Origin of the sequence: Streptomyces sp. NPDC059169, from assembly GCF_042755225.1 — a bacterium.
GTDB lineage: Bacteria > Actinomycetota > Actinomycetes > Streptomycetales > Streptomycetaceae > Streptomyces.
Map to the genome: position 1 here is coordinate 77,696 of NZ_JBHZCF010000009.1, position 19,371 is coordinate 97,066.

Below are 19,371 nucleotides of genomic sequence, written 5' to 3' on the forward strand. Positions count from 1 at the left end.
CCGATCGTGTGCGCCATGAGCGAGATGTGGACGACAGCAGTGGCCGGCGCCGCCGCGGGCCTCGGCGTGGCGGTGCCCATGGGGGCGATGGGGGTCCTGCTGGTCCAGGAGGGGATGCGGGACCGCCGGCGGGCGGTCGCCGCGGCGACGGCCGTGGCGGTGGTCGACCTGGTGTACGCGGCGGTGGCCACGGCCCTCGGTCCGCTGGTGGCTGCGGCCCTGTCGGGCATCGAGGCTTGGGTCCGGCTGGTCGCGGCGACGGTCCTCACGGCGATCGCGGCACGCGGCCTGTGGGCGTCGCGGCGGCCTGCGGAGAACGCGGTGACGACCGGCGCCGAGGGGAGCCGCGGGATCGCTCGGACGTTCGTCCGGTTCACGGCACTCACGCTCGTCAACCCGACGACCGCGCTCTACTTCGCCGCCCTGACGACCGCTCAGGGTGCGGCACTCCGCGGTGGTGCCGCGGGAACGGTGTTCGTGACCGGTGTCTTCGCCGCATCGCTCGCGTGGCAGCAGCTCCTGGTCGCGGCGAGCGGATTCACCGGGGCCAGGATCGGCGGAGCCGCCCGCGCCTGGACGTTCCGCCTGGGGTACGGGCTGGTCGCCGTGTACGCGGTGAAGGTGGCCCTGCCGCTGCCGTGAGTCCCCCACCTCGTCCACCTCGTCCACCTCGTCCACCTCGTCCACCTCGTCCGAAGGGAACGCCGCCCGTGAGGTTACTCACGAGTAGGCACTCTGTGGGGAGAATGAAAGGGGCTGCGGGCAGGATGGAGACCGCCGTGCGGACGCCACGTGAGGAGACTGACGAGTGAGTGCCCTTTTCCCCGCCCTTGTCCACGGATCGGCGCGGCCCGCTCTGCGTTTCGGCGAACGGGCCCTGACCTACGGCCAACTGGCGTCCGCGGCCGGGGCGCTGGCCGTGCGGCTCTCCGGCGCCGGACGCGTCGCCGTGTGGGCGACCCCGAGCCTGGAGACGGCGGTCGGCGTGGTCGCCGCACTGCTCGCCGGCGTCCCGGCCGTACCGCTCAACCCGCGCACCGGCGAGCGGGAACTGCGGCACATCGTCGGGGACAGCACACCGGCACTGGTGCTCGCGGCCCCGGGCGTCGAGCTGCCCCGGGTCCTCGACGGCTTGGCGCGCATCGACGTCCCCGTCGCCGCCCCCGACCAGACCACGCCCCTCCCCGGCGAGCCGGATCCGAGCTCCCCCGCACTGGTCGTCTACACCTCGGGGACGACCGGTCCGCCGAAGGGCGCCGTCGTTCCCCGCCGAGCCGTCGCGACGACCCTGGACGCCCTGGCCGATGCGTGGGACTGGACCGCTGACGACGTGCTCGTCCACGCCCTTCCGTTGTTCCACGTGCACGGGCTGGTCCTGGGGACCCTCGGACCGTTGCGACGCGGCGGCTCGGTACGGCACGTCGGGAAGTTCTCCACCGAGGGCGTGGCGCAGGAGCTCGGGGCGGGCGGAACGATGCTGTTCGGGGTGCCGACGATGTACCACCGACTGGCCGAAGTCCTCGACGACGACGCGGAGTTGCGCAAGGCACTGACCGGCGCGCGCCTCCTGGTGTCCGGCTCGGCGGCACTGCCGGTGCACGACCACGAGCGCATCTTCGCGGCGACCGGGCGACGGGTGGTCGAACGGTACGGCATGACGGAGACGCTCATGAACACCAGCGTGCGGGTGGACGGGGAACCGCGCGCCGGTTCGGTGGGCGTGCCGTTGCCCGGTGTGGAGCTGCGCCTGGTCGAGGAGGACGGCACCGAGATCGACGCGTACGACGGGGAGACCGTCGGCGAGATCCAGGTACGCGGCCCCCACCTCTTCACGGAGTACCTGAACCGGCCGGACGCCACGGCGGCGGCCTTCGACGGGAGCTGGTTCCGCACCGGCGACATGGCCGTCCGGGACCCCGACGGATACGTCCGGATCGTGGGGCGCAAGGCAACGGACCTGATCAAGAGTGGTGGTTACAAGATCGGCGCGGGTGAGATCGAGAACGCGTTGCTGGAGCACCCCGGGGTGCGCGAGGCGGCGGTCACCGGCGAACCGGACGACGACCTCGGCGAGCGGATCGTGGCCTGGGTGGTTCCGACGGACCCGGCGCGACCGCCGGCAGCGCCGGAGCTGGCCGATCACGTGGCCGGACAGCTCGCCCCGCACAAACGACCGCGGACGGTCCGCTTCCTCCAGGCGCTGCCCCGCAACGACATGGGCAAGATCATGAAGCGGGCGCTGCCGCATGACTGAGCGGATGACGGCACGCGAAGCGATAGCCCTGCTCACGGACCGGTTCGACGAGACGGATCCGGTGAACCGGATACCCCGCCCCGTGCCGCCCGCGCCCCGGGCCGCCCCCGCGGACGCGCCGGACCGCGCAGGAGCCCTCGGGCCGGGGCCCGCGGAGAGCGCCGCGACCTCGGACGGCCCCGCGACCTCGGACGATGCTGGGGCCACGGGCACGCCCGCGTCGACGGCCGTCGGGCCGACCGCCCCGGTGGCCACCGGCGACGGACCTCTCGGCTGGGCCGGCTACGCCTCCGCGCGTGCCCGGGCGACGGCACGTACCGGGGAGGACGAGTCCGTCGTCTGGGGCACCGCGGAGATCGGCGGCAACCCGACCGTGCTCGTCTCCTTCGAGTTCGGCTTCCTCGGCGGCTCGTTGGGGATGCGCAGCGGCGACCGGCTCGAAGCGGCCTTCGCCCACGCCCGTCAGCACCGTCTGCCGGTCGTGTCGCTGATCGCGACCGGCGGCAGCCGGATGCAGGAGGGCGTGGTCGCCCTCACCCAGCTCCAGCGGGTGGCCCGGGCCTCGGCGCTCACGCGCGCGGCCGGGCTCCCCCAGCTCGCCGTGCTCCGCGACCCGACGACCGGTGGCGGCTGGGCGACCCTCGGCGCGGGAGCGGACGTCGTCCTCGCCCTCCCGTCGGCCCAGGTCGGCTTCGCGGGCTCCCGGGTCCGACCGCCGGACGCCGACCCCGCGGCGTACACGGCCGAGGGCCAACTGGCGGCGGGCCAGATCGACGCGGTCGTCCGTGCGGGGGACCTGCGGTCCACCGTGTCGCTGTGGCTGACGCTCCTGACCGGCGGCGGGGACGGCGGTACGGCGGTGCCGCCGCCCGGTGCGCTCGGGACCCCGGCGGGCGCGGCCACCGGGTGGGAGGCCGTGCAGCGGGCACGGGCGTCGGACCGACCCCGGGCCGGGGCGTACCTCGACGCGTACTTCGAGCGGCGCCTGGACGTCCGAGGTGATCGGTGCGGTGGCACGGACCCTGGCGTGACCTGCGGCTTCGGCCTGCGGAACGGCCGGTCCGTCGCCTTTGCCGCGCAGGGCGGGACGGCGACCCGGCCCGCCGGGTACCGGACGGCCGCTCGGCTCGTTCGACTCGCGGACCGGCTCGGGATCCCCGTGCTCACGCTCGTGGACACCCCGGGTGCCGCCAATGACGCGGAGGCGGAGCGGGACGGCGCCGGTGCGGCGATCGCCGAGGCGTTCGCGGCGATGGCGGCCGCCCGGGTCCCGGTCACCACCCTGGTGGTGGGCGAGGGCGGCTCCGGAGGCGCCCTCGCCCTGGCCGCCCCGGGCAACACCTGGGTCACGCCGGACAGCTACTTCTCCGTCATAGCCCCGGAGCTCGCCGCCTCGATCCTCAAACGCGGACCGGCTCGGGCAGCGGCCACCGCGGACGAGCTGCGCCTGCGCCCGACGGACCTGGTGGAGCTCGGGATCGTGCGGGGAATCGTGCCGTCCGTGCACGGTGCGTGACCCACATCCAGCAGTACCCGCGTCTCCCTCGGCGCGGGAAGAGTGCCACGCCGGGCGGGCGGGGTACCCCCACGGTCCGGGGAGCGGGACGAAGCGGCCATGAGGTGCGTCACAGCGCCACGCACCGGACGTCCCGCGCGCAAGGACAGGAACACCCCGTTCCGCTTGGTTCTGCGGGTGGTTCGCCCGCACTGCGTGCACGACCGGCGGCCGGGCTGTGACGGAGGCCCCCTGCATCGGCGCTTCACGCGGCAGCGGGCCTCTGGTAGACGTGGCAGACCCGACAGCCCCACCGGAGTCTTCGCCATGGACCAGGACCGCGCACCCGACCTCATACCCTTCACGATCGACCTGACCTTCGAAGAGGCCCGGCGGCGGGCCGAGGTCGTGGCCGCGATCGGTCCGGACTGGGACCCGGTGGCCGCCCTGGAAGCAGAGGACGCCGCGTACGCACTGCTCTACTCCGACCTCGACGCCGACCAGCAGCGGACGTACGACGTGCTCGTGGCCGCCGGCGTTCTTCCGGGAGGGGGCACGGGTCGTGCGACTGCCCATTGACCCGCAGGCGGACATCGCGCGGCGCGCCTGGGTCCGCTGCCCCGGCTGCGACGACGCCCGAGGCTGCACGGCCTGCGCCGCCCAACGCAACTGCCGCGACCACTGGCGCTACCTGATCTCCAACAAGGGCGCCCGGGTCCATCTCCAGTGCCCCAGCTGCACGCACATGTGGTCGGTCGACACCCGGCGCCACGGCTCCTCCCGGCCCGACGGCCCCTGCTAGACAGCCGGCGTCCCGAGCCGCCCGCTCCTGCCGGCGGCCCCCGTCCGGAGGCCGGGGCGGATCGTGCAGCATCCGCGGTCCGCTCGGCGTCGGCTCACGGGCCGGCGCAGGACCCTCTCCACGGTGCCGGCCGCCGGCTCTTCGGAGCCTCGTGGAGGTGCCGAACGGCTGGCGGGGTAGCCGGGACGTACGACGATTCAACACCCCGCCGATCGAGCGGGGCCGGGCGCGGCCCCGCTGGCCGAGGCAGCTTCCCGACTCAGCAGCTCCCCGTCCTTCTTCGTGTTCTGCCTGTGCCTCGTCGTCGCCGTGTTCGCCGTGCACATCGTCGAGGTGGGCGTGAGGTGGCAGCTGTTCGCGGGGGACTGCATGACGGCCGTGACCCTGCTCCTCCTCGCGCTGCTCAAGAATTCGGAGCTCCGCGCCGAGCGTGCGGTCCAGCGCAAGCTCGACGCCATCGCCGCGGCGATGCCGGAGGCGCAGGAAGGGCCGCCGGGGAAGGCATACGACGACCTGCGGTCCGCGATCCGGCCGGAGGATGAGATCTGAGCACGCCCGCAGGCCCCGGCCCGACGGCCGGGGCGCAGGCTCACGGTTACGATGCTGGGAAAGCGGGCGGCGAGCCGCTCCCGTCCTGGACGGGCCCGCGAGCCCCCGCCCGGGCAGCCGCAACGGGGAGGCGTCTCCCATGGCACACGACGCACACGACCGGGTCCCGGGCATCGACCCTACCGCGACTCCGAGCGGAACGGGCTGTATGGAGTGCCTGGCCGGTGAGGGACCGGGCTGGTGGCTGCACCTGCGCCGCTGCGCCGCCTGCGGGCACATCGGATGCTGCGACTCCTCGCCCTCCCGGCACGCCACGCAACACGCGCGTGAGGCTGGGCACCCGTTCCTGACCAGCTTCGAGCCCGAAGAGGACTGGTTCTGGAACGTCGAGACGGAGCAGTACTACGAGGGTCCCCCGCTGTCCCCGCCCACGGCACACCCCGCGTCGCAGACGACTCCCGGACCGCGGGAAAGGGTTCCGGCGGACTGGCAACAGCGGTTGCGCTGAGACTGCGCCCGCGCTTCTGCACCGGGCGACGCCCCGCCCCCTCTCGAACACCGACGGCTGTGCCGTCCGTCTCCTGCTCCCCGTCCGGACCGCCACGGTGCCGCTCCGGTGCTGTTCCCGTGTGCCCGCCCCGCGGGATCCCGACCGACGTGCACGACCGACGCGCCGACGTCCGGGACCGTCACCTGGCAGGACGGGCCTGAAGGGGTGCAGCGGGCCGCTTCCCGAGGAGAGCGCGGCGAACCCGTCCGGCACCGACACCACCGGACGGCGGACCAGCCGGTAGCGGTCGGCCCGCTCCCGGGTGGTACCCCGCGTGCCCGGTGTCCCCGGCGAACGGCACGGGACCTGTCCGAAGCGCTGCGACGCCGGCCGGGAGACGTCCGCGTTCCGCCACCAAGGCGAAACGTCACACCATGGCGGGGACACCGCCACATGGTTGACAGGGCCTCAGGGAATTCGCGGACCGCCGGATGTCGGCCCGGCGCACCGCCCCAAACCTGCTAGCTGTGGGCGCTTAAGCGGACCGGATGGACCGGAAATCTTCGACCGGAGCAACGGTTCGCTCTCCTCGAATCCCTGAAGAAAGGTGCGGGATGCCCAAGATCTTCGGTGCCGCCCTACTCGCGCTCGCCCTGGCGGCCGGTTCACCGACCCCCGCAGTGGCCACGGCACCTACGCAGTCCGACCAGATCCCCGGCCGGTACATCGTGACCCTCAAGGATGCTGCTGCGCCGAGGAGCGCGAAGGCAGCCGCGGACGCTGCCGTCGACGCGGACGCTGCCGTCGACGCGGCGGTCGAGAAGGCGTCCTCCTTGGGCGCCATGGTGCGCCACGTCTACCGACACGCACTGCACGGCTATTCGGCGTCCATGACCCGAGGTGCGGCCGCCGCACTCGCCGAGGACCCGGACGTCGCATCGGTCCAGCCCGAGCGCTGGGTTCGAGCCGCCGCCCAGTCGACCCCGACCGGTGTGGACCGGGCCGAGGCCGACCTCAGCCCGACCGCCGGCATCGACGGCAAGGACCGTCGGGTCAACGCCGACGTCGCCGTCATCGACACCGGCGTCGACCTGCGGCACCCGGACCTCAACGTGTTCGCCCAGGGCGGCAAGAACTGCTGGTTCCCCCAGTTGTCCCCGCAGGACATGCACGGGCACGGCACGCACGTCGCCGGGATCATCGGTGCACTGGACAACGACAGGGGGGTGGTCGGCATGGCACCCGGCGCCCGGATCTGGCCGGTCCAGGTGCTCAGCCCCCTCGGATGGGGTTCCACCGCCGACGTCGTGTGCGGCATCGACTACGTCACCGAGCACGCCGACCAGATCGACGTCGCCAACATGAGCCTGGGCGGCGACGGCGCCGACGACGGCAATTGCGGCAACACCGACGGCGACGCCATGCACCAGGCCATCTGCGCTTCGGTCGCCGCGGGCGTCACGTACGTGGTCGCGGCGGCCAACGACCACGCCGACGCGAAGGACACGGCTCCCGCCTCCTACGACGAGGTGATCACCGTCAGCGCACTCGCGGACTTCGACGGCAAGCCCGGCGGCCTCGCCCGGCCCACCTGCCGCAACGACCAGGACGACACCTTCGCGGACTTCTCCAACTACGGTGCCGACGTCGACCTGATCGCCCCGGGCGTGTGCATCCGCTCCACCTACTTCGGCGGCAGGTACGCCACCCTGTCCGGTACGTCCATGGCCTCGCCCCACGTCGCGGGCGGCGCGGCCCTCTACCGGGCCACCCACCCGACGGCCACACCGGCACAGGTCAAGGCGGCACTGATCGCCGCCGGGAGCTCCGACTGGAACGCCGCCGGGGACGGTGACGCCACCAAGGAACCGCTCCTCAAGGTCAGTACGTTCTGACCGAAGACGCTCTGCCCGAGGGCGATCAGCCCGTCGTAGCACGGCACGGCCCCCGGGGTGCGGATGCTCGCGTCCGCACCCCGGGGGCCGTTCCCCCACCGCTCGGGCCCACTCGCACCGCCCGGCACCGGCCCGACCCCGACCACCGGAACCGTCCGCCGCTGCCCGGCGACGTCGCGCTCGCTCTCTCTTTGACAGCACACCAGGAGGGGAGGAGGGTGGAAAGTGCCTGAAAATCAGGTTCCCCGAAGAATGCTCGGAGGTGCATGGGAATGCGCCGCAGGATCGTTGCCGCACTCTCGGCAGGGGTCGCAGGGCTCGCACTCGGTGTGCTGCCGGCCACCAGCGCGTTCGCCGCGAGCGACACCAGGACCGACTACCGCTGCTCGGACTGGAGAGACGGTCGCAACTGCGATCGGGGCTACTACAACAGCTACTACAACAACTTCAACAGGTTCGACAGGAACTTCAACGACGTCGTGATCATCCTGGTCGCCGTACGGTAGCCGCGGCCGTGGCACATCGCACTCGCAGGGCCGCAACCCTCCTGACACACGGGCACGTTGGCGCACCGTTATCCGAACGGCGGGGTTGTGCAGAGGCATTGGATGGCCATGGGTCATGCAGACCGGACCGTGGGGCCACCGCACCGGGCTCCGCGGTCCCGGTGTGTCCGGGGCGCCCGTTGGTCCGTCCGGGACGTTGGACGGGCCAACGGCGCCCCGCCCACGGATGCCGCCCCGCCGTTTTCAGGACGGATCGAGCGCCAGCTCGTGGAGCCGCTCCAAACGAAGCCGGGTCTCCTCATCGGCCGGGGCGTACGTGACCATGCGCGGACCGTTGTCCGGGCCGAGCCAGAGATCGGTGTGGTCGACCGTGAGGACTCCGACGTAGGCGTTGCGGATCTGCTTGCGCTTGCTGCGCGAGACCACCACCTCATGCCTGTCCCACTCCTCGCAGAACTCGGGCGAGACGGCCTGCAGCCGCTTGAGCAGCACCTTCCACGCCGGTTCCGCGAGGTGTTCGGCCATGGCGGCACGGAACTTGCCCGCCATGATCCGTGAGGTCTCCTCCCAGGCGACCACCGACGAACGCCACTCCTCGTTCGTGTAGATGAGGAGCATGCAGTTGCGGTCCTCCTCCGGGATCCCGTCCAAGTCGCACAACAACCGTCCGTAGGTGCGGTTGTAGGCGAGGATGTCGTACCGGCTGTTCTGGATGCACGCGGGGATCGGCTCCAACTGCTCCAGTACCAGGCGCAGGGCGGGGGTGACGGAGGGGCACGGGGTGCGGGGGGCCGGATCCGCCGCACCGGCCAGATTGAACAGATGGGCCCGCTCGCTGGTGTCGAGCAGCAGGGTGCGGGCGAGCGCGTCGAGGACCTGGACCGAGACCTGGATGTCCCTGGCCTGTTCCAACCAGGTGTACCAGGTGACGCCCACCGCTGAGAGCTGCGCGACCTCCTCGCGGCGCAGCCCCGGCGTACGCCTACGGCGGCCGCGCTCCAGCCCGACCCGCTCGGGGCTGATCCGCTCGCGGCGGCTCCGCAGGAACGCGGCGAGTTCGTGCCGCCGAATCTCGGCCTCCGCCAGGGGCCGGACACCCCGGATTCCGGCAGGCCGCCCCGCGGTTCCAGCAGGCGTCCCATCAGGTCCGCCGTCCCCGGAAAGCCCGGCCACCCCCGGAGGGCCGGAGCTCCCGGCGGTCTCCGTCGCCCCGATAGCCCCGGCGTCTTCGCCGGCACCGGCGGCCTCCGCCACGTTCGTCGGCCCGCCGCCCTCGTCCGGCCCGGATCGCGCCGCGGGCGCCCCGACCGCCTGCGCGGTCGGTCGCTTGCGCGCGGACGCCGCCCGCCCCTCCGTCCCCGCGTGCTGCACCGTGGTAGCCATGACTCCAGCCTGCCGGACCCGTCGAACCTATTGCCAGGTACTTCTTGTACCAGGATAAGAAGACTCTGGTACCAGTCTCAACCGAGGAGAAGGCTGGTGTCCGTGAACGAAACCGGAACTCTCACCACTGACCGCACAGCCGGTACCCGGACGACGGACACCCCCGGACTCGACCGGATCGGCCTGTTCACCGTGCTGCTCGGCGCAGCACTTCCCCTGATCGACTTCTTCATCGTCAACGTGGCCCTGCCGACGATCAGCCGGGACCTCGCCGCCCAGGAAGCCGTCCTCGAACTCGTCGTCGCCGGCTACGGCGTCTCGTACGCGGTGCTCCTGGTGCTCGGCGGTCGCCTCGGCGACATGCTCGGCCGCCGCAGGCTCTTCCTCGGCGGTATGGCTGCCTTCGGCGTCACCTCGCTGGCTTGCGGCCTCGCTCCCGACGCCTGGTCCCTGGTGGCGGCGCGCGTGGCCCAGGGCGCCGCCGCCGCGATGATGCTCCCGCAGGTCCTCGCCACCATCCAGGCGGCCACCGCCGGCCCGCGGAGGGCCCGCGCGATGGGACTGTACGGCGCGACGGCCGGGCTCTCCATGATCGCCGGGCAGATCCTCGGCGGGCTGCTGGTGACCTGGAACGTCGCCGGAACCGGCTGGCGTTCGGTGTTCCTCGTGAACGTCCCCGTCGTGCTGGTCGGTCTGCTCCTCGCCACGCGGTCGGTGCCCGAGACCCGTTCCCAGCGCCCCGAGCCCGTCGACGTACCGGGCACACTGCTCCTCGCCACCGCGCTCCTCGCGTTGCTCGTCCCGCTGACCGAGGGGCGGGCCGCGGGCTGGCCGTTGTGGACCTGGCTCATGCTCGCCGCCTTCCCGTTCGCGGCGTACGCGTTCTACCGGGTGGAGCTGGGAGCCGACCGGAGGGGGCGCACCCCGCTGGTGCCGCCGAGCCTGTTCCGGTTGCTGTCGCTGCGCCGCGGACTCGTCATGGTCGTACCGTTCTCGATCGGGTTCAGCGGCTTCATGTTCGTCATTGCGGTGGCTCTCCAGCAGGGTGCGCGGCTCGACCCCGTGCCGGCCGGTCTCGCACTGGTGCCGATGGCTGCCGTCTTCTTCGCGACCTCGCTCGCGGGCCCACGGCTCGTCGCCCGCTACGGCACGCGCGTGGTGACCGCCGGTGGGCTGGCGCAAGGCACAGGCGTGGCCCTCATCGCGCTCACCACCTGGCGCGACTGGCCCGACCTCGGTGTGGTGTCCCTGATGCCCGGCGTCGCGGTGGCCGGACTCGGCCAGGCGCTCCAGCTCCCCGTCCTCTTCCGGATCATCCTTTCCGAGGTGCCGCCGGCCCGTGCCGGCGTGGGCAGCGGCGTCATGATCACCACCCAGCAATCGGCGCTCGCCCTCGGCGTCGCCACGCTCGGAACGCTGTTCCTGGGCCTGGTCCCCGGGTTGGGCATGCGGAACGCCCTGGTGACGACGTTGCTGGTGCAACTCGCGGGGATCGCCCTCACGGTCGGGCTCAGCCTGCGGCTGCCCCGGACGATCGGCTAGCGGCCGGCGCGGCAGCGCGGAACTCCGCAGCGGCGGGAGCGGTCGTGGGCCCGGCCCCGGCTGCGGGGTCGCCGTCAGGGATGCAGGTGCTCGGCGGCGAGGAGGTCCTTCGCCCGGCGTTCCATCAGGACGGGCAAATAGGAGCGGACCCGCGCGTAGCGGAGTTCGTCGTAAGCGGTCTGCACGGACTCCCGTATCTGCCGGGACGTCACGCCCGGCACCGACTTGGCCAGCCGCTCGGAGACGTCCCTGATCGTGAGCGCATCATCGGGTTCCACCGTCATGCCTGCCCTTCCGGTCCGCCCCCGTCCCCGTCGAGTCTGGCCCCGACTCGATCCCCGAGAAAGTCGATCTCCCGCCAACCCGAGCCGCCGCCGTCTCCATGGACGGGCGGATTCCGTACCCTCCGCGCGGTAGGTGCGCACCCGCGCGGTGGACGACGCACCGGCGCCGACGCCGGCCCGGGCGCGACCGGCACGGGCACGCGCCGACCGCGGTGCCGGTAGGCACGGTGCGGGATTCACCCGCCCTGCGTCCGTCCGGGGGACGGGGATTCCCTGGCGATGCGGCCGCGTACTGCCGGTGCCGCGGTACTGGCGGCGGACAGGTTCGGGGGTGGTTCGAGGACCAGGTCTGCGACGAACCCGGGCGGGTCCCCGGCGGCTCGAGGGCGCAGCCGGGCCCGGGCCTCAGTGTCCGTTGAGTTGGCCGATGTCGACACTGCTTCCGGACGCCGGTGCCGCGGCGCGTACCGGAGCGTCCCAGTCGGTGAAGGTCGTCGTGACGGTGGAACTACCCCTCTGTACGACACTGACCGCGTGCGGCCTGCCTCCGTCGACCACACGGATCTGCACCCTGCCGCCCCTTCCGGTGACCGTCTCCGCACGCGTCCGGTCCACCACAACGGGCGCACCCGCGGTGAAGGGACCGGCTCCGACCTCCTCGGCGAGCGTCGTGTGAAGGCCCTTCAGGTCACACAACGCCGCCATTCCGCCGGGCTGTTCGTCCTCCGCTCCGCCGTGCAGGAAGCGATCGCGGTACGGCTCCGGGACCGCGCCACGCACGGTGCCCGCACGGCCGCTCCCGGGGGCGCCGAAGTGGGTCTGCCAAAACCTCTCGTCGGGTTTGATCCACCACTCCTCGGCCACCTTGATGACCTGTACGGTGCCGTCCGCCGTCGTGATCCGTCCGGCGCACTTTCCCGCGCGGTCCACGTCCAGGTCTACGCTCATGGCCTCCGGGCCGTCCTGGTGCAGCCGAAGATGGACGGAGGAGGCGGTGCGGACGCTGTCCAGGGCCTTGGCAGCGGTCTCGTCCGGCGGCGCGGCCGGGGTACCGGCGCAGCCCGTGACAGCCAACAGCACCGCCGTGCTCAGCGCGGCGGGCCACCGGTACCTGCGTGCGTCGTTGAGTGCCATGTCTCGATCCCGTTCGTGCGTGCGCGGCGCACCGGCTCCGGAACCGGCCCGGTGCGATCCGGTCCGGGCGTCGGGCCGGATCGGGCAGCGCCATCTTGTTCCACGGCTGTGACCTGCGGCAACGCCCCCAGCAGAATGGCACGATGCTGCATGGGCGCGTCCGGATGCTGACGCCGGCGGTGCCGGGGCGGGTGATCGGTGCCTGGCAGGGTGGGGCGCGGAAGGACGCCCTCGGGCGCCGGAGTCGAAGGAGGCGGACGATGAGCGAGCCGGACGTGGCGATCGTCGGCACCGGACCCAACGGACTGGCCGCGGCAGTGACCATGGCCCGGGCAGGGTTGCGGGTCGCCCTGTACGAGCAGGCCGAAGACATCGGTGGCGGCCTGCGCAGCACCGCGCTCTTCGACGACGCCGTCGTCCACGACCTCTGCTCGGCGGTGCACCCCATGGCTGCCGCGTCGCCCTTCTTCCGTGCGTTCGACCTCGCCGCCCGCGGGGTGGAACTCCTGCACCCGGAGGCCGCTTACGCCCACCCCCTCGCGGACGGCCGGGCTGCGGTGGCCTACCGTGATCTGGCAGCGACCTGCGCCGGACTGGGCCGGGACGGAGTCCGGTGGCGGCGCTTGATGCAACCGCTGCTCGACCACAGCGAGGCCGTGGTCGACTTGGTGCTGTCCGCGCAGCGCACCCCGCCGCACGATCTCGGTGCCGCACTGCTGTTCGCCCGGCAGGCCCTCGTGCACGGTTCGCCCCTGGCGAGGAGCCGGTTCCACACGGATGCGGCGCGCGCCCTGCTGACCGGCGTGGCGGCACACGCCGTGGGGCGGCTGCCGAGTCCGGCATCGGGCGCGGTCGCGCTTCTCCTCGGCCATCTCGCCCACGGGTCCGGCTGGCCCGTGCCACGCGGTGGCAGCATCCGCATCGCCCAGGCGCTGACCGAGGACATCCGCTCACACGGCGGGACCTTCCACACCGGGCGCCGCATCGACGACCTGCGCGAACTCGGTTCGCCCAAGGCGGTGTTCCTGGACGTCGGGGCGAAGGAGTTCATGCGCATCGCGGGACAGCGACTGCCGGCCGGATACGCCCGCGCGCTCGCCGCGTTCCGCTACGGCCCCGGCGCGGCCAAGGCCGACTTCCTGGTCAGCGAACCGATTCCCTGGACCAACCGTGAGGTCGGCAAGGCCGGCACCGTGCACCTGGGCGGCACCCAGAGGCAGATCTGGCTCGCTGAGACGAACACCGCCCGGGGACGGATGTGCACGGAGCCCTTCGTCCTCGTGGTCGACCCCGCCGCGGCCGACCCCGGCCGTGCCCGGCCGGGCCGCCGCCCGGTGTGGGCGTACGCGCACGTACCCAACGGCGACTCCCGCGATCCCGTGGCGCTGGTCCGTTCGCGCATCGAACAGTACGCGCCGGGATTCGGGGACACCGTCATCGCCTCCCGCGGCATCAGCGCCCGTGAATTCGAGACGTACAACCCCAACTACGTGGGCGGTGACATCGGTTCGGGTGCCATGACGCTGCGTCAGAGCGTGCTGCGCCCCACGCCCCGCCTCGATCCGTACACCACGCCACTGCGGGGTGTGTACCTCTGCTCAGCCGCAACCCCGCCGGGCCCCGGTGTGCACGGGATGTCGGGACTGCTGGCCGCCCGATCTGCGCTGCGTCGTGAGTTCGGTGTCCGAACGCAGCCGTGCCTGGCGCCCACCGCGCAGCAGTAGGGAGTTCGTCGGCACTAGCCTGCCCTCCCGTTTCCGGCTCCCACCGAGCCGTTTGTCGTGCCCGGTCCACCACCGGACCGAGCCCCGCCCCGTGCCGCCGTTCCCGCGCATGGGACGGGGCTCTTCGCTTTCCCCGGTTCCCCGAGGTGACAGGAAGCTGTTGTGGGTGTTCCACATGCTGTCGCGGGAACATCGGAATCCTGCCCCTGTTCCCCGACTAGTATTTTTTTCGTCGGTACATGAACCGTCGATTCCCGCACCGAACCACGTACGGGAGGGATTTCCACCGAGCTCGTCCAGTGACTTCGGTGGAAATCCTCAGCGACTACGTTCGCGTGCTTGTCCCTCTGTTCACACAGGGAGACCCGGGCGAATATCGATATGAACCCGGGCCGTGCCTCTTCCCAAAGGGGACGCGGCCGGGCATCGACTGCTCAACCCGTGCCGGCACCGGAAACACACCAAGGGGAGAGAAGATGAAGAAGGTCATCGCGGCGACCGGGCTCATGCTGGGCGGCGTCGCCATGGTCCTGACTACGCAGGGTGCGGCACAGGCCGCTCCGGCCCAGCCGGTCGCGCAGCAGGCCGCCGTCAAGGCGGACGGCCAGCCGGCGCCGGCCGCGATCGGCGGTCTGGTGCGCGCCGCCACCAAGGTGGGCAAGGCTGCTGAGCGCGGCTACGTCCACGCCAAGGCTGCTGCCGGCACCAAGGCACTGCGCCAGGCCGTCGGCAACATGACCAAGATCTCGAGCATGGGTTCCGCCCCGAGCGGCAAGACCGCCGACAGCGGCGCCGGCGCCGAATCGATCTTCGACAAGTGACGCGTCACCTCGTAGCCAGGAGGGCAGTGCTGCTTTTCGGCACTGCCCTCCTGGGCGTCTACTTCTTCCTGGCTGCCTTTTCCCAGGCCCCCCTGAGTCCGGCGAAACTGCGGTACTCCGACACGGTCAACGAAGTCCTCAGCCCCTATCTCTCGCAGGACTGGCAACTCTTCGCCCCCGACCCCCTCGCGGACGACCGTGGAATTCTCGCCCAGGCGTCCTGTGCCGACGGCCGGTCCACCGGCTTCTACGACGTGACCAACCCCTATATCAAGCGCACGCAGAACGATCGATTCTTCCCCTCCAGGATGTCCCGGCTCGTTTCCACGGGACTGCAGTCGCTCCAGAATTCCGACCCGGTGCTGAACCGCGTGCGCCAGCAGGAACTGGAGCAGAAGAAGCCCGTACTGCCGCCGCTCCCCTATGAAGAACGTTCGCGCGAGGACACGATTCGCCTCCTGTCGCGCTACTCGCTCACGCAGATGCCCGATGTCTGCGACGGGCAGCCGAAGCGCATCCAGGTGCGGGTCTACATCCACGAGCTGCGGCCCTGGTCGAAACGCAACGACCCCGCAGCCAAGGCGAAGGAACCGGTGCACACCGAGGATCTGGGCTGGCGAGAGGTGAGTGATCTGCGGTGAAGAAGCTCTGGGCGTCGCTGGACCGGCTGAGCGCGTCCCCGGTCGCCGTCACCGGAGTGTGCGGCACACGCGCACTGCTGGGGTTCGTCGGCTTCATGTTCTACGCGAGTCAGTACGGCGACCGCGGCTACCTGTTCGGACCGGACGGGGTGTACCCCTGGCAGAGCTTCACCGAAGGGCTGCGCGACAACGGGACGTTCAGCCTGCTGTCCCTGAGCACCTCGGGCGGCTGGTTCGAGATGGTCTTCCACCTCGGCATGCTCGCCGCGCTCGCGGTCACCCTCGGGCTGGGGGGCCGGCTCGTGCTCGCCGCGCACTGGGTGCTGCTGTGGTCGGTGTTCCAGCGTCAGCCACTGATCCTGGACGGTGGGGACAACCTCGCCTACCTGGTGCTTCCGATGCTCCTGCTGACCAACTGCTACGACCGGTTCGCCCTGTCGTTCGGGGTGGTGCGCCGGTGGGTCGCGCGGATGCCGGGCACACTGCGTGCGGTCGCCCCCGCGCTGCACAACCTGGGAGTGGCCGCCATCGGTGCCCAGATCTGCCTGGTGTACATCGTCAGTGGCCTGTACAAGGTGCAGGGGCGGATGTGGCAGGACGGAACGGCACTCTTCTACGTGCTGCGCATCCCGGAGTTCGAGTGGCCCGGGATCTCCCGGCTGTTGTACGAGAACGACCTGCTGGTCGTCGGCGGCACCTACGCCGCCACGCTGTTCATGGTGTACTTCCCGCTCGGGGTGCTGGTCCCGCGGCTGCGGCCGTGGGCGGCGGTGGGGTCGATCGGCCTGCACGTGTCCATCGCGCTGCTCATGGGGCTGACGAGCTTCGCGCTGACCATGGTGGCCTGCGACCTGGTCTTCCTCAGCCGCGGCCTCGATGACGGAGTGCGGGTGGCGCGCCGGGCCTGGAACCGGTTGCGCGCCCTCATGGACGCCCAACGAGCGCGGCGTGAAAGCCCCGTTGGGGCGGTCGGGACCCCTGGTTCGGCAGGTATCGTGGCGAGTGAGGGCGACATCGAGAGGACAGGTTCGATCAGTGTCAGTGAACAGGCCGACCCTTCCCCCATCCGGACAGCCTGAGCGTCCGCGTCCGGACGGCCACGGGGCCATGGTCGGGCTCTTCTGGATCGATGACGACGGCTGCTGGCTGGGGGCACCGGCCGACGAGTTCGGGACGGGCATGCTGCTGACGGACCACGGCGTCGCGACGGTGGGTTCCCTCGGGGCCTCGCCGCAGTCAGGATCGTCCGCCGAGGAAGCCGGCCGGTGTGACCGTGCATGGAGCTGGCAAGAGGTGGACCGCGTGACCGTGCTGGGGGTGCCCTCCGGACCGGCGCTGCGGCGCAGCCTGAGCACCGCCGTCAGTGTGGCGGCCACGATGCTGGGCTTCGGCGGCCCGGAGGCGGCTCCTCGGATGACGGTGTCCCTGCGGCAGGACGGCCAGGAGTGCGCATGTGAGGTCTCCTCCGCCTCTCCCGCCTACACCGAACGCGAAGTGCGGCTCTCCCACGCCGTGTTGGACCGCATCACCGCGGGGGACCTACTCCCCTCCGACCTCGTCCACTGGTGGGGCAGTGCGGACCACCCCGACACTCCCAAGCCTGCCGCCCGCGAAGCGCTGCTTGAGCAGTGGGCAGCCGGGTGAGCCTGTTCACCCGCCGTCCCGTACCCCAGTGCGTGCTCCGCAGGGGGCACGCACCACGGGCGGAGCACGGCCACGACGCTGCGCGGTTCGTCGAGATGGGCTCGCTGACGAAGGTGCTCACGGGCACCGCGTTGGTACGCATGGCCCGGGTCGGGCTCGTGGCGATCGACGACCCGGTGCGGCGGTGGTTGCCCGAAGCCCCCGAAACCGGCATCACCCTGAACCACTTGATGGAACACACGTCGGGGTTGCCGCGGCTGCCCCCCGGGCGGTACGGGCCCCGGAAAGATCCTTACGCGGACTTCACCCCGGACCGGTTGCGGAGCATCGTCCGCCGGCTCGACGCGATCGCCGAACGTCCCGCCGGAAAGCAGCAGCAGTACTCCAACTTCGGTTACGCGGTGCTCGGGGCGGCACTCGAGAAGGCGGCCGGGCAGCCGTACGCGGAGCTGGTGAGCGAGCACGTGCTGCATCCCCTGGGGGTGGCCGCCGAGGTGGTGCAGTCGCCGCCCGCCGGCGCCCGGCTGTGCGCCCGGGGGCGTTTCGGCGGTGAGCGGTCGGCCTGGACCGCGAGCGGTGCGATCCTGCCCGCGGGCGGTATGTGGGCCACGCCCCGTGCGCTGGCCGAACTGGTCACGGGCCTGCTGGTGGACCGCAAGCTGGGCGACCCGGCCGCCGCCTGGCAGACCGCCGACCGGCTCCGGTGGCACAACGGCGCCACGCGCGACGCCTCGGTGTTCGCCGGGGCGTTCGACGACACCGGCGACTGGGTGGTGGTGCACCGTCTGGGCGGGAAGCCGGCGACGACGGACCACCTCGGCATCGACCTGCTGGCCCGAGGACGCCGGGGGCAGGACGGGGTACAGGATTAGCGGCACCCGTGGCGCCGAGGTTCGTGGTGGGTCCGCCCCGGCGGGCGGATCGCACGGGCCGGCCGGGCATGGCCCGGCCGGCCCCGGGCTCAAATCCAGCCCCGTTCGCGTGCGATCAGTGCGGCGTGCGCCCGGTTGGAGGCGCCGAGGGCGCTCAGCAGATCCGCTATGTGGCGCCGGTAGGTCCGCACCGACACCCCCAACGTGCGCGCCCCGGACTCGTCCTTGGTGACCTGGCACATCAGGGCCAGCACGCGCCGCTCGATCTCGCTCGGGCCGCTCGTCGCCGCGGACCGGTCGTCGTCGGGCAGCTTTTCGGCAGCCTCCCAGATGCTCTCCAGCAGGGAGCGGACCGGAGTGACCAGAGCGCTGTCCTGCATGACCAGGGCACCCCGTGACGCGTCACCGGCCGGCACCAGCACCACACCGCTGTCGTAAACCAGTACGCGGTCCCCGAAGCCCTCGGCAACGCGGACCTCGGCACCCTGTCGAGCCAGATCGCGCAGATACACCAGTGTCTGGGGATCGCGCAGCACTGCCTTGGGCACCACGCTGCGGATGCGCACCCCACGGCGAAGCAGCCGGCGGTCGAGGGGAGCGGCGTGGGCGATGTTCTCCAAGGTGAGCGCGGTGCACGGTTCCACCGAAAGGATCTCCCGGCGGCAGAAGAACGCGAGGTCGTCCATCCGGTCACGCACGTCCGCCGCGTCCCACAGCCGTTCTACGCCCTGGAGGCACCTGGCCGGCCCCAACGGATCTGCCCGGTCGGCGCGCAGCTCGCCGACCAGGCGGCGGGAGTGCGTGATGCCCTGGAACTCCTGATGGAGCTCCTGGAGCCGTAGGTCCGCCAGGCGGTCGATGGCGGATTCCGGCTCGAGCGCGTACAGCGCGCCCTCCTCGCTCTCCTTCAGGATCCCCAGCGCGCACAGACGCGCCACTGCCCTTTCCACTTGGGTGCTGGGAATGTCCAGGCAGAGGCCGTCAGTGATGTCGCGAATTCCAGGATGGCGTAGCAGGTGTTGATAGACCTCACTCTCGTTCTCGGAGAGCCCGAGGACGGACATGTCAACTTTGAACAATGTTCCCCCATGTCGACACGAAAGTCTGCCGCACTCCCGATGGTCGGGCGGGTGTTCGGCAGCACGGATCTGACGGCGCGGTCGACGACATTCATTCCGGTGTGAGTAGCGCATCGGAATACAGCCGCAAAAGCGTCTGGGCGCTACTGAAAGAGCCCCCTCGACGGGGGCCGAGCTCCGGGCGTCACGGAGGACGAACCTGTTCGACGACGGACGCCGCGCAGGTGACCCGGCAGGGAGGGATCACGTACCCCCT

At 71.7% G+C, this 19,371-nt stretch carries 20 protein-coding genes; 16 read left to right on the top strand and 4 right to left on the bottom strand.

All coding sequences use genetic code 11. The features are described 5' to 3' along the window. The first annotated feature begins 15 nt into the window (after window positions 1–15). The 9 genes from ACFXOM_RS18420 to ACFXOM_RS18460 all read left to right on the top strand — a co-directional run bounded on the left by ACFXOM_RS18420 (window position 16) and on the right by ACFXOM_RS18460 (window position 7,991). The gene (locus ACFXOM_RS18420) at window positions 16–642 is read left to right on the top strand and encodes a lysine transporter LysE (protein ID WP_384932144.1); all 627 of its coding nucleotides are present in this window, start codon (window positions 16–18) and stop codon (window positions 640–642) included. A gap of 166 nt (window positions 643–808) precedes the next feature. Next, window positions 809–2,254 (top strand): acyl-CoA synthetase, encoded by a 1,446-nt coding sequence (locus ACFXOM_RS18425; RefSeq protein ID WP_384932146.1) that lies wholly within the window; start codon window positions 809–811, stop codon window positions 2,252–2,254. A gap of 4 nt (window positions 2,255–2,258) precedes the next feature. Further along, a complete protein-coding gene (locus ACFXOM_RS18430; protein WP_384932149.1) occupies window positions 2,259–3,770 on the top strand; it encodes a carboxyl transferase domain-containing protein in 1,512 nt (503 codons plus the stop codon). A 306-nt stretch (window positions 3,771–4,076) separates the two neighbouring features. Continuing rightward, entirely contained in the window at window positions 4,077–4,328 is a 252-nt protein-coding gene (locus ACFXOM_RS18435; RefSeq protein WP_384932152.1) for a DUF6400 family protein, read from the top strand. Beyond that, complete coding sequence (locus tag ACFXOM_RS18440; protein ID WP_384932154.1) at window positions 4,312–4,551, top strand: hypothetical protein; 240 nt, start codon at window positions 4,312–4,314, stop codon at window positions 4,549–4,551. Before ACFXOM_RS18435 ends, ACFXOM_RS18440 begins: the two co-directional genes overlap by 17 nt. A 237-nt stretch (window positions 4,552–4,788) precedes the next feature. After that, window positions 4,789–5,100 (top strand): low affinity iron permease family protein, encoded by a 312-nt coding sequence (locus ACFXOM_RS18445; protein ID WP_384932607.1) that lies wholly within the window; start codon window positions 4,789–4,791, stop codon window positions 5,098–5,100. Between the two features lie 139 nt (window positions 5,101–5,239). After that, the gene (locus ACFXOM_RS18450) at window positions 5,240–5,608 is read left to right on the top strand and encodes a UBP-type zinc finger domain-containing protein (RefSeq protein WP_384932156.1); all 369 of its coding nucleotides are present in this window, start codon (window positions 5,240–5,242) and stop codon (window positions 5,606–5,608) included. Window positions 5,609–6,204: 596 nt separating this feature from the next. Then, window positions 6,205–7,485 (top strand): S8 family peptidase, encoded by a 1,281-nt coding sequence (locus ACFXOM_RS18455; protein ID WP_384932159.1) that lies wholly within the window; start codon window positions 6,205–6,207, stop codon window positions 7,483–7,485. 272 nt (window positions 7,486–7,757) lie between these two features. After that, the gene (locus tag ACFXOM_RS18460; protein ID WP_384932162.1) at window positions 7,758–7,991 is read left to right on the top strand and encodes a hypothetical protein; all 234 of its coding nucleotides are present in this window, start codon (window positions 7,758–7,760) and stop codon (window positions 7,989–7,991) included. 243 nt (window positions 7,992–8,234) lie between these two features. Here ACFXOM_RS18460 and ACFXOM_RS18465 read toward each other — a convergent pair whose 3' ends face one another. Then, window positions 8,235–9,095 carry a helix-turn-helix transcriptional regulator gene (locus ACFXOM_RS18465; protein WP_384932610.1) on the bottom strand — a complete coding sequence of 287 codons (861 nt, stop codon included), beginning with the start codon at window positions 9,093–9,095 and terminating at the stop codon, window positions 8,235–8,237. Between the two features lie 381 nt (window positions 9,096–9,476). Between ACFXOM_RS18465 and ACFXOM_RS18470 the strand changes: the two genes are divergently transcribed. Next, window positions 9,477–10,916 carry an MFS transporter gene (locus tag ACFXOM_RS18470; protein ID WP_384932613.1) on the top strand — a complete coding sequence of 480 codons (1,440 nt, stop codon included), beginning with the start codon at window positions 9,477–9,479 and terminating at the stop codon, window positions 10,914–10,916. Window positions 10,917–10,990: 74 nt separating this feature from the next. Here the strand turns inward: ACFXOM_RS18470 and ACFXOM_RS18475 are convergent, their stop codons facing one another. Further along, window positions 10,991–11,200, bottom strand: a complete 210-nt coding sequence (locus tag ACFXOM_RS18475; RefSeq protein WP_384932165.1) for a three-helix bundle dimerization domain-containing protein — start codon at window positions 11,198–11,200, stop codon at window positions 10,991–10,993. Window positions 11,201–11,605: 405 nt separating this feature from the next. Beyond that, complete coding sequence (locus ACFXOM_RS18480) at window positions 11,606–12,334, bottom strand: hypothetical protein (protein WP_385038467.1); 729 nt, start codon at window positions 12,332–12,334, stop codon at window positions 11,606–11,608. A gap of 260 nt (window positions 12,335–12,594) precedes the next feature. Here ACFXOM_RS18480 and ACFXOM_RS18485 point away from each other — a divergent pair, with 260 nt between their 5' ends. The 6 genes from ACFXOM_RS18485 to ACFXOM_RS18510 all read left to right on the top strand — a co-directional run bounded on the left by ACFXOM_RS18485 (window position 12,595) and on the right by ACFXOM_RS18510 (window position 18,036). Then, window positions 12,595–14,058, top strand: coding sequence for a phytoene desaturase family protein (locus ACFXOM_RS18485; RefSeq protein ID WP_384932171.1), 1,464 nt, complete (start codon window positions 12,595–12,597; stop codon window positions 14,056–14,058). A gap of 476 nt (window positions 14,059–14,534) precedes the next feature. Then, window positions 14,535–14,879 carry a hypothetical protein gene (locus tag ACFXOM_RS18490; RefSeq protein ID WP_385038470.1) on the top strand — a complete coding sequence of 115 codons (345 nt, stop codon included), beginning with the start codon at window positions 14,535–14,537 and terminating at the stop codon, window positions 14,877–14,879. Between the two features lie 26 nt (window positions 14,880–14,905). Then, complete coding sequence (locus ACFXOM_RS18495; protein ID WP_384932177.1) at window positions 14,906–15,520, top strand: DUF5819 family protein; 615 nt, start codon at window positions 14,906–14,908, stop codon at window positions 15,518–15,520. Continuing rightward, window positions 15,517–16,599: a hypothetical protein gene (locus ACFXOM_RS18500; RefSeq protein ID WP_384932180.1), complete on the top strand. Its 1,083-nt coding sequence runs from the start codon at window positions 15,517–15,519 to the stop codon at window positions 16,597–16,599. The genes ACFXOM_RS18495 and ACFXOM_RS18500 overlap by 4 nt, the downstream gene beginning before the upstream one ends. A gap of 28 nt (window positions 16,600–16,627) precedes the next feature. Then, window positions 16,628–17,164, top strand: coding sequence for a hypothetical protein (locus tag ACFXOM_RS18505; protein WP_384932183.1), 537 nt, complete (start codon window positions 16,628–16,630; stop codon window positions 17,162–17,164). Beyond that, complete coding sequence (locus ACFXOM_RS18510; RefSeq protein WP_384932185.1) at window positions 17,161–18,036, top strand: serine hydrolase domain-containing protein; 876 nt, start codon at window positions 17,161–17,163, stop codon at window positions 18,034–18,036. The genes ACFXOM_RS18505 and ACFXOM_RS18510 overlap by 4 nt, the downstream gene beginning before the upstream one ends. A gap of 89 nt (window positions 18,037–18,125) precedes the next feature. On the opposite strand, the gene ACFXOM_RS18515 is transcribed toward ACFXOM_RS18510, so the two are convergent. After that, complete coding sequence (locus ACFXOM_RS18515) at window positions 18,126–19,100, bottom strand: helix-turn-helix transcriptional regulator (protein ID WP_384932188.1); 975 nt, start codon at window positions 19,098–19,100, stop codon at window positions 18,126–18,128. Window positions 19,101–19,371 lie beyond the last annotated feature (271 nt).

Excerpts from the sequence above, each read along its gene's own strand:
- ACFXOM_RS18450 (WP_384932156.1), top strand. The coding sequence starts at position 5,240 with ATGGCACACGACGCACACGACCGGGTCCCGGGCATCGACCCTACCGCG.
- ACFXOM_RS18430 (WP_384932149.1), top strand. The coding sequence starts at position 2,259 with ATGACGGCACGCGAAGCGATAGCCCTGCTCACGGACCGGTTCGACGAG.
- ACFXOM_RS18490 (WP_385038470.1), top strand. The coding sequence starts at position 14,535 with ATGAAGAAGGTCATCGCGGCGACCGGGCTCATGCTGGGCGGCGTCGCC.
- ACFXOM_RS18515 (WP_384932188.1), bottom strand. The coding sequence starts at position 19,100 with ATGTCCGTCCTCGGGCTCTCCGAGAACGAGAGTGAGGTCTATCAACAC.
- ACFXOM_RS18485 (WP_384932171.1), top strand. The coding sequence starts at position 12,595 with ATGAGCGAGCCGGACGTGGCGATCGTCGGCACCGGACCCAACGGACTG.
- ACFXOM_RS18420 (WP_384932144.1), top strand. The coding sequence starts at position 16 with ATGAGCGAGATGTGGACGACAGCAGTGGCCGGCGCCGCCGCGGGCCTC.
- ACFXOM_RS18480 (WP_385038467.1), bottom strand. The coding sequence starts at position 12,334 with ATGGCACTCAACGACGCACGCAGGTACCGGTGGCCCGCCGCGCTGAGC.
- ACFXOM_RS18455 (WP_384932159.1), top strand. The coding sequence starts at position 6,205 with ATGCCCAAGATCTTCGGTGCCGCCCTACTCGCGCTCGCCCTGGCGGCC.
- ACFXOM_RS18460 (WP_384932162.1), top strand. The coding sequence starts at position 7,758 with ATGCGCCGCAGGATCGTTGCCGCACTCTCGGCAGGGGTCGCAGGGCTC.
- ACFXOM_RS18475 (WP_384932165.1), bottom strand. The coding sequence starts at position 11,200 with ATGACGGTGGAACCCGATGATGCGCTCACGATCAGGGACGTCTCCGAG.
- ACFXOM_RS18435 (WP_384932152.1), top strand. The coding sequence starts at position 4,077 with ATGGACCAGGACCGCGCACCCGACCTCATACCCTTCACGATCGACCTG.
- ACFXOM_RS18505 (WP_384932183.1), top strand. The coding sequence starts at position 16,628 with ATGGTCGGGCTCTTCTGGATCGATGACGACGGCTGCTGGCTGGGGGCA.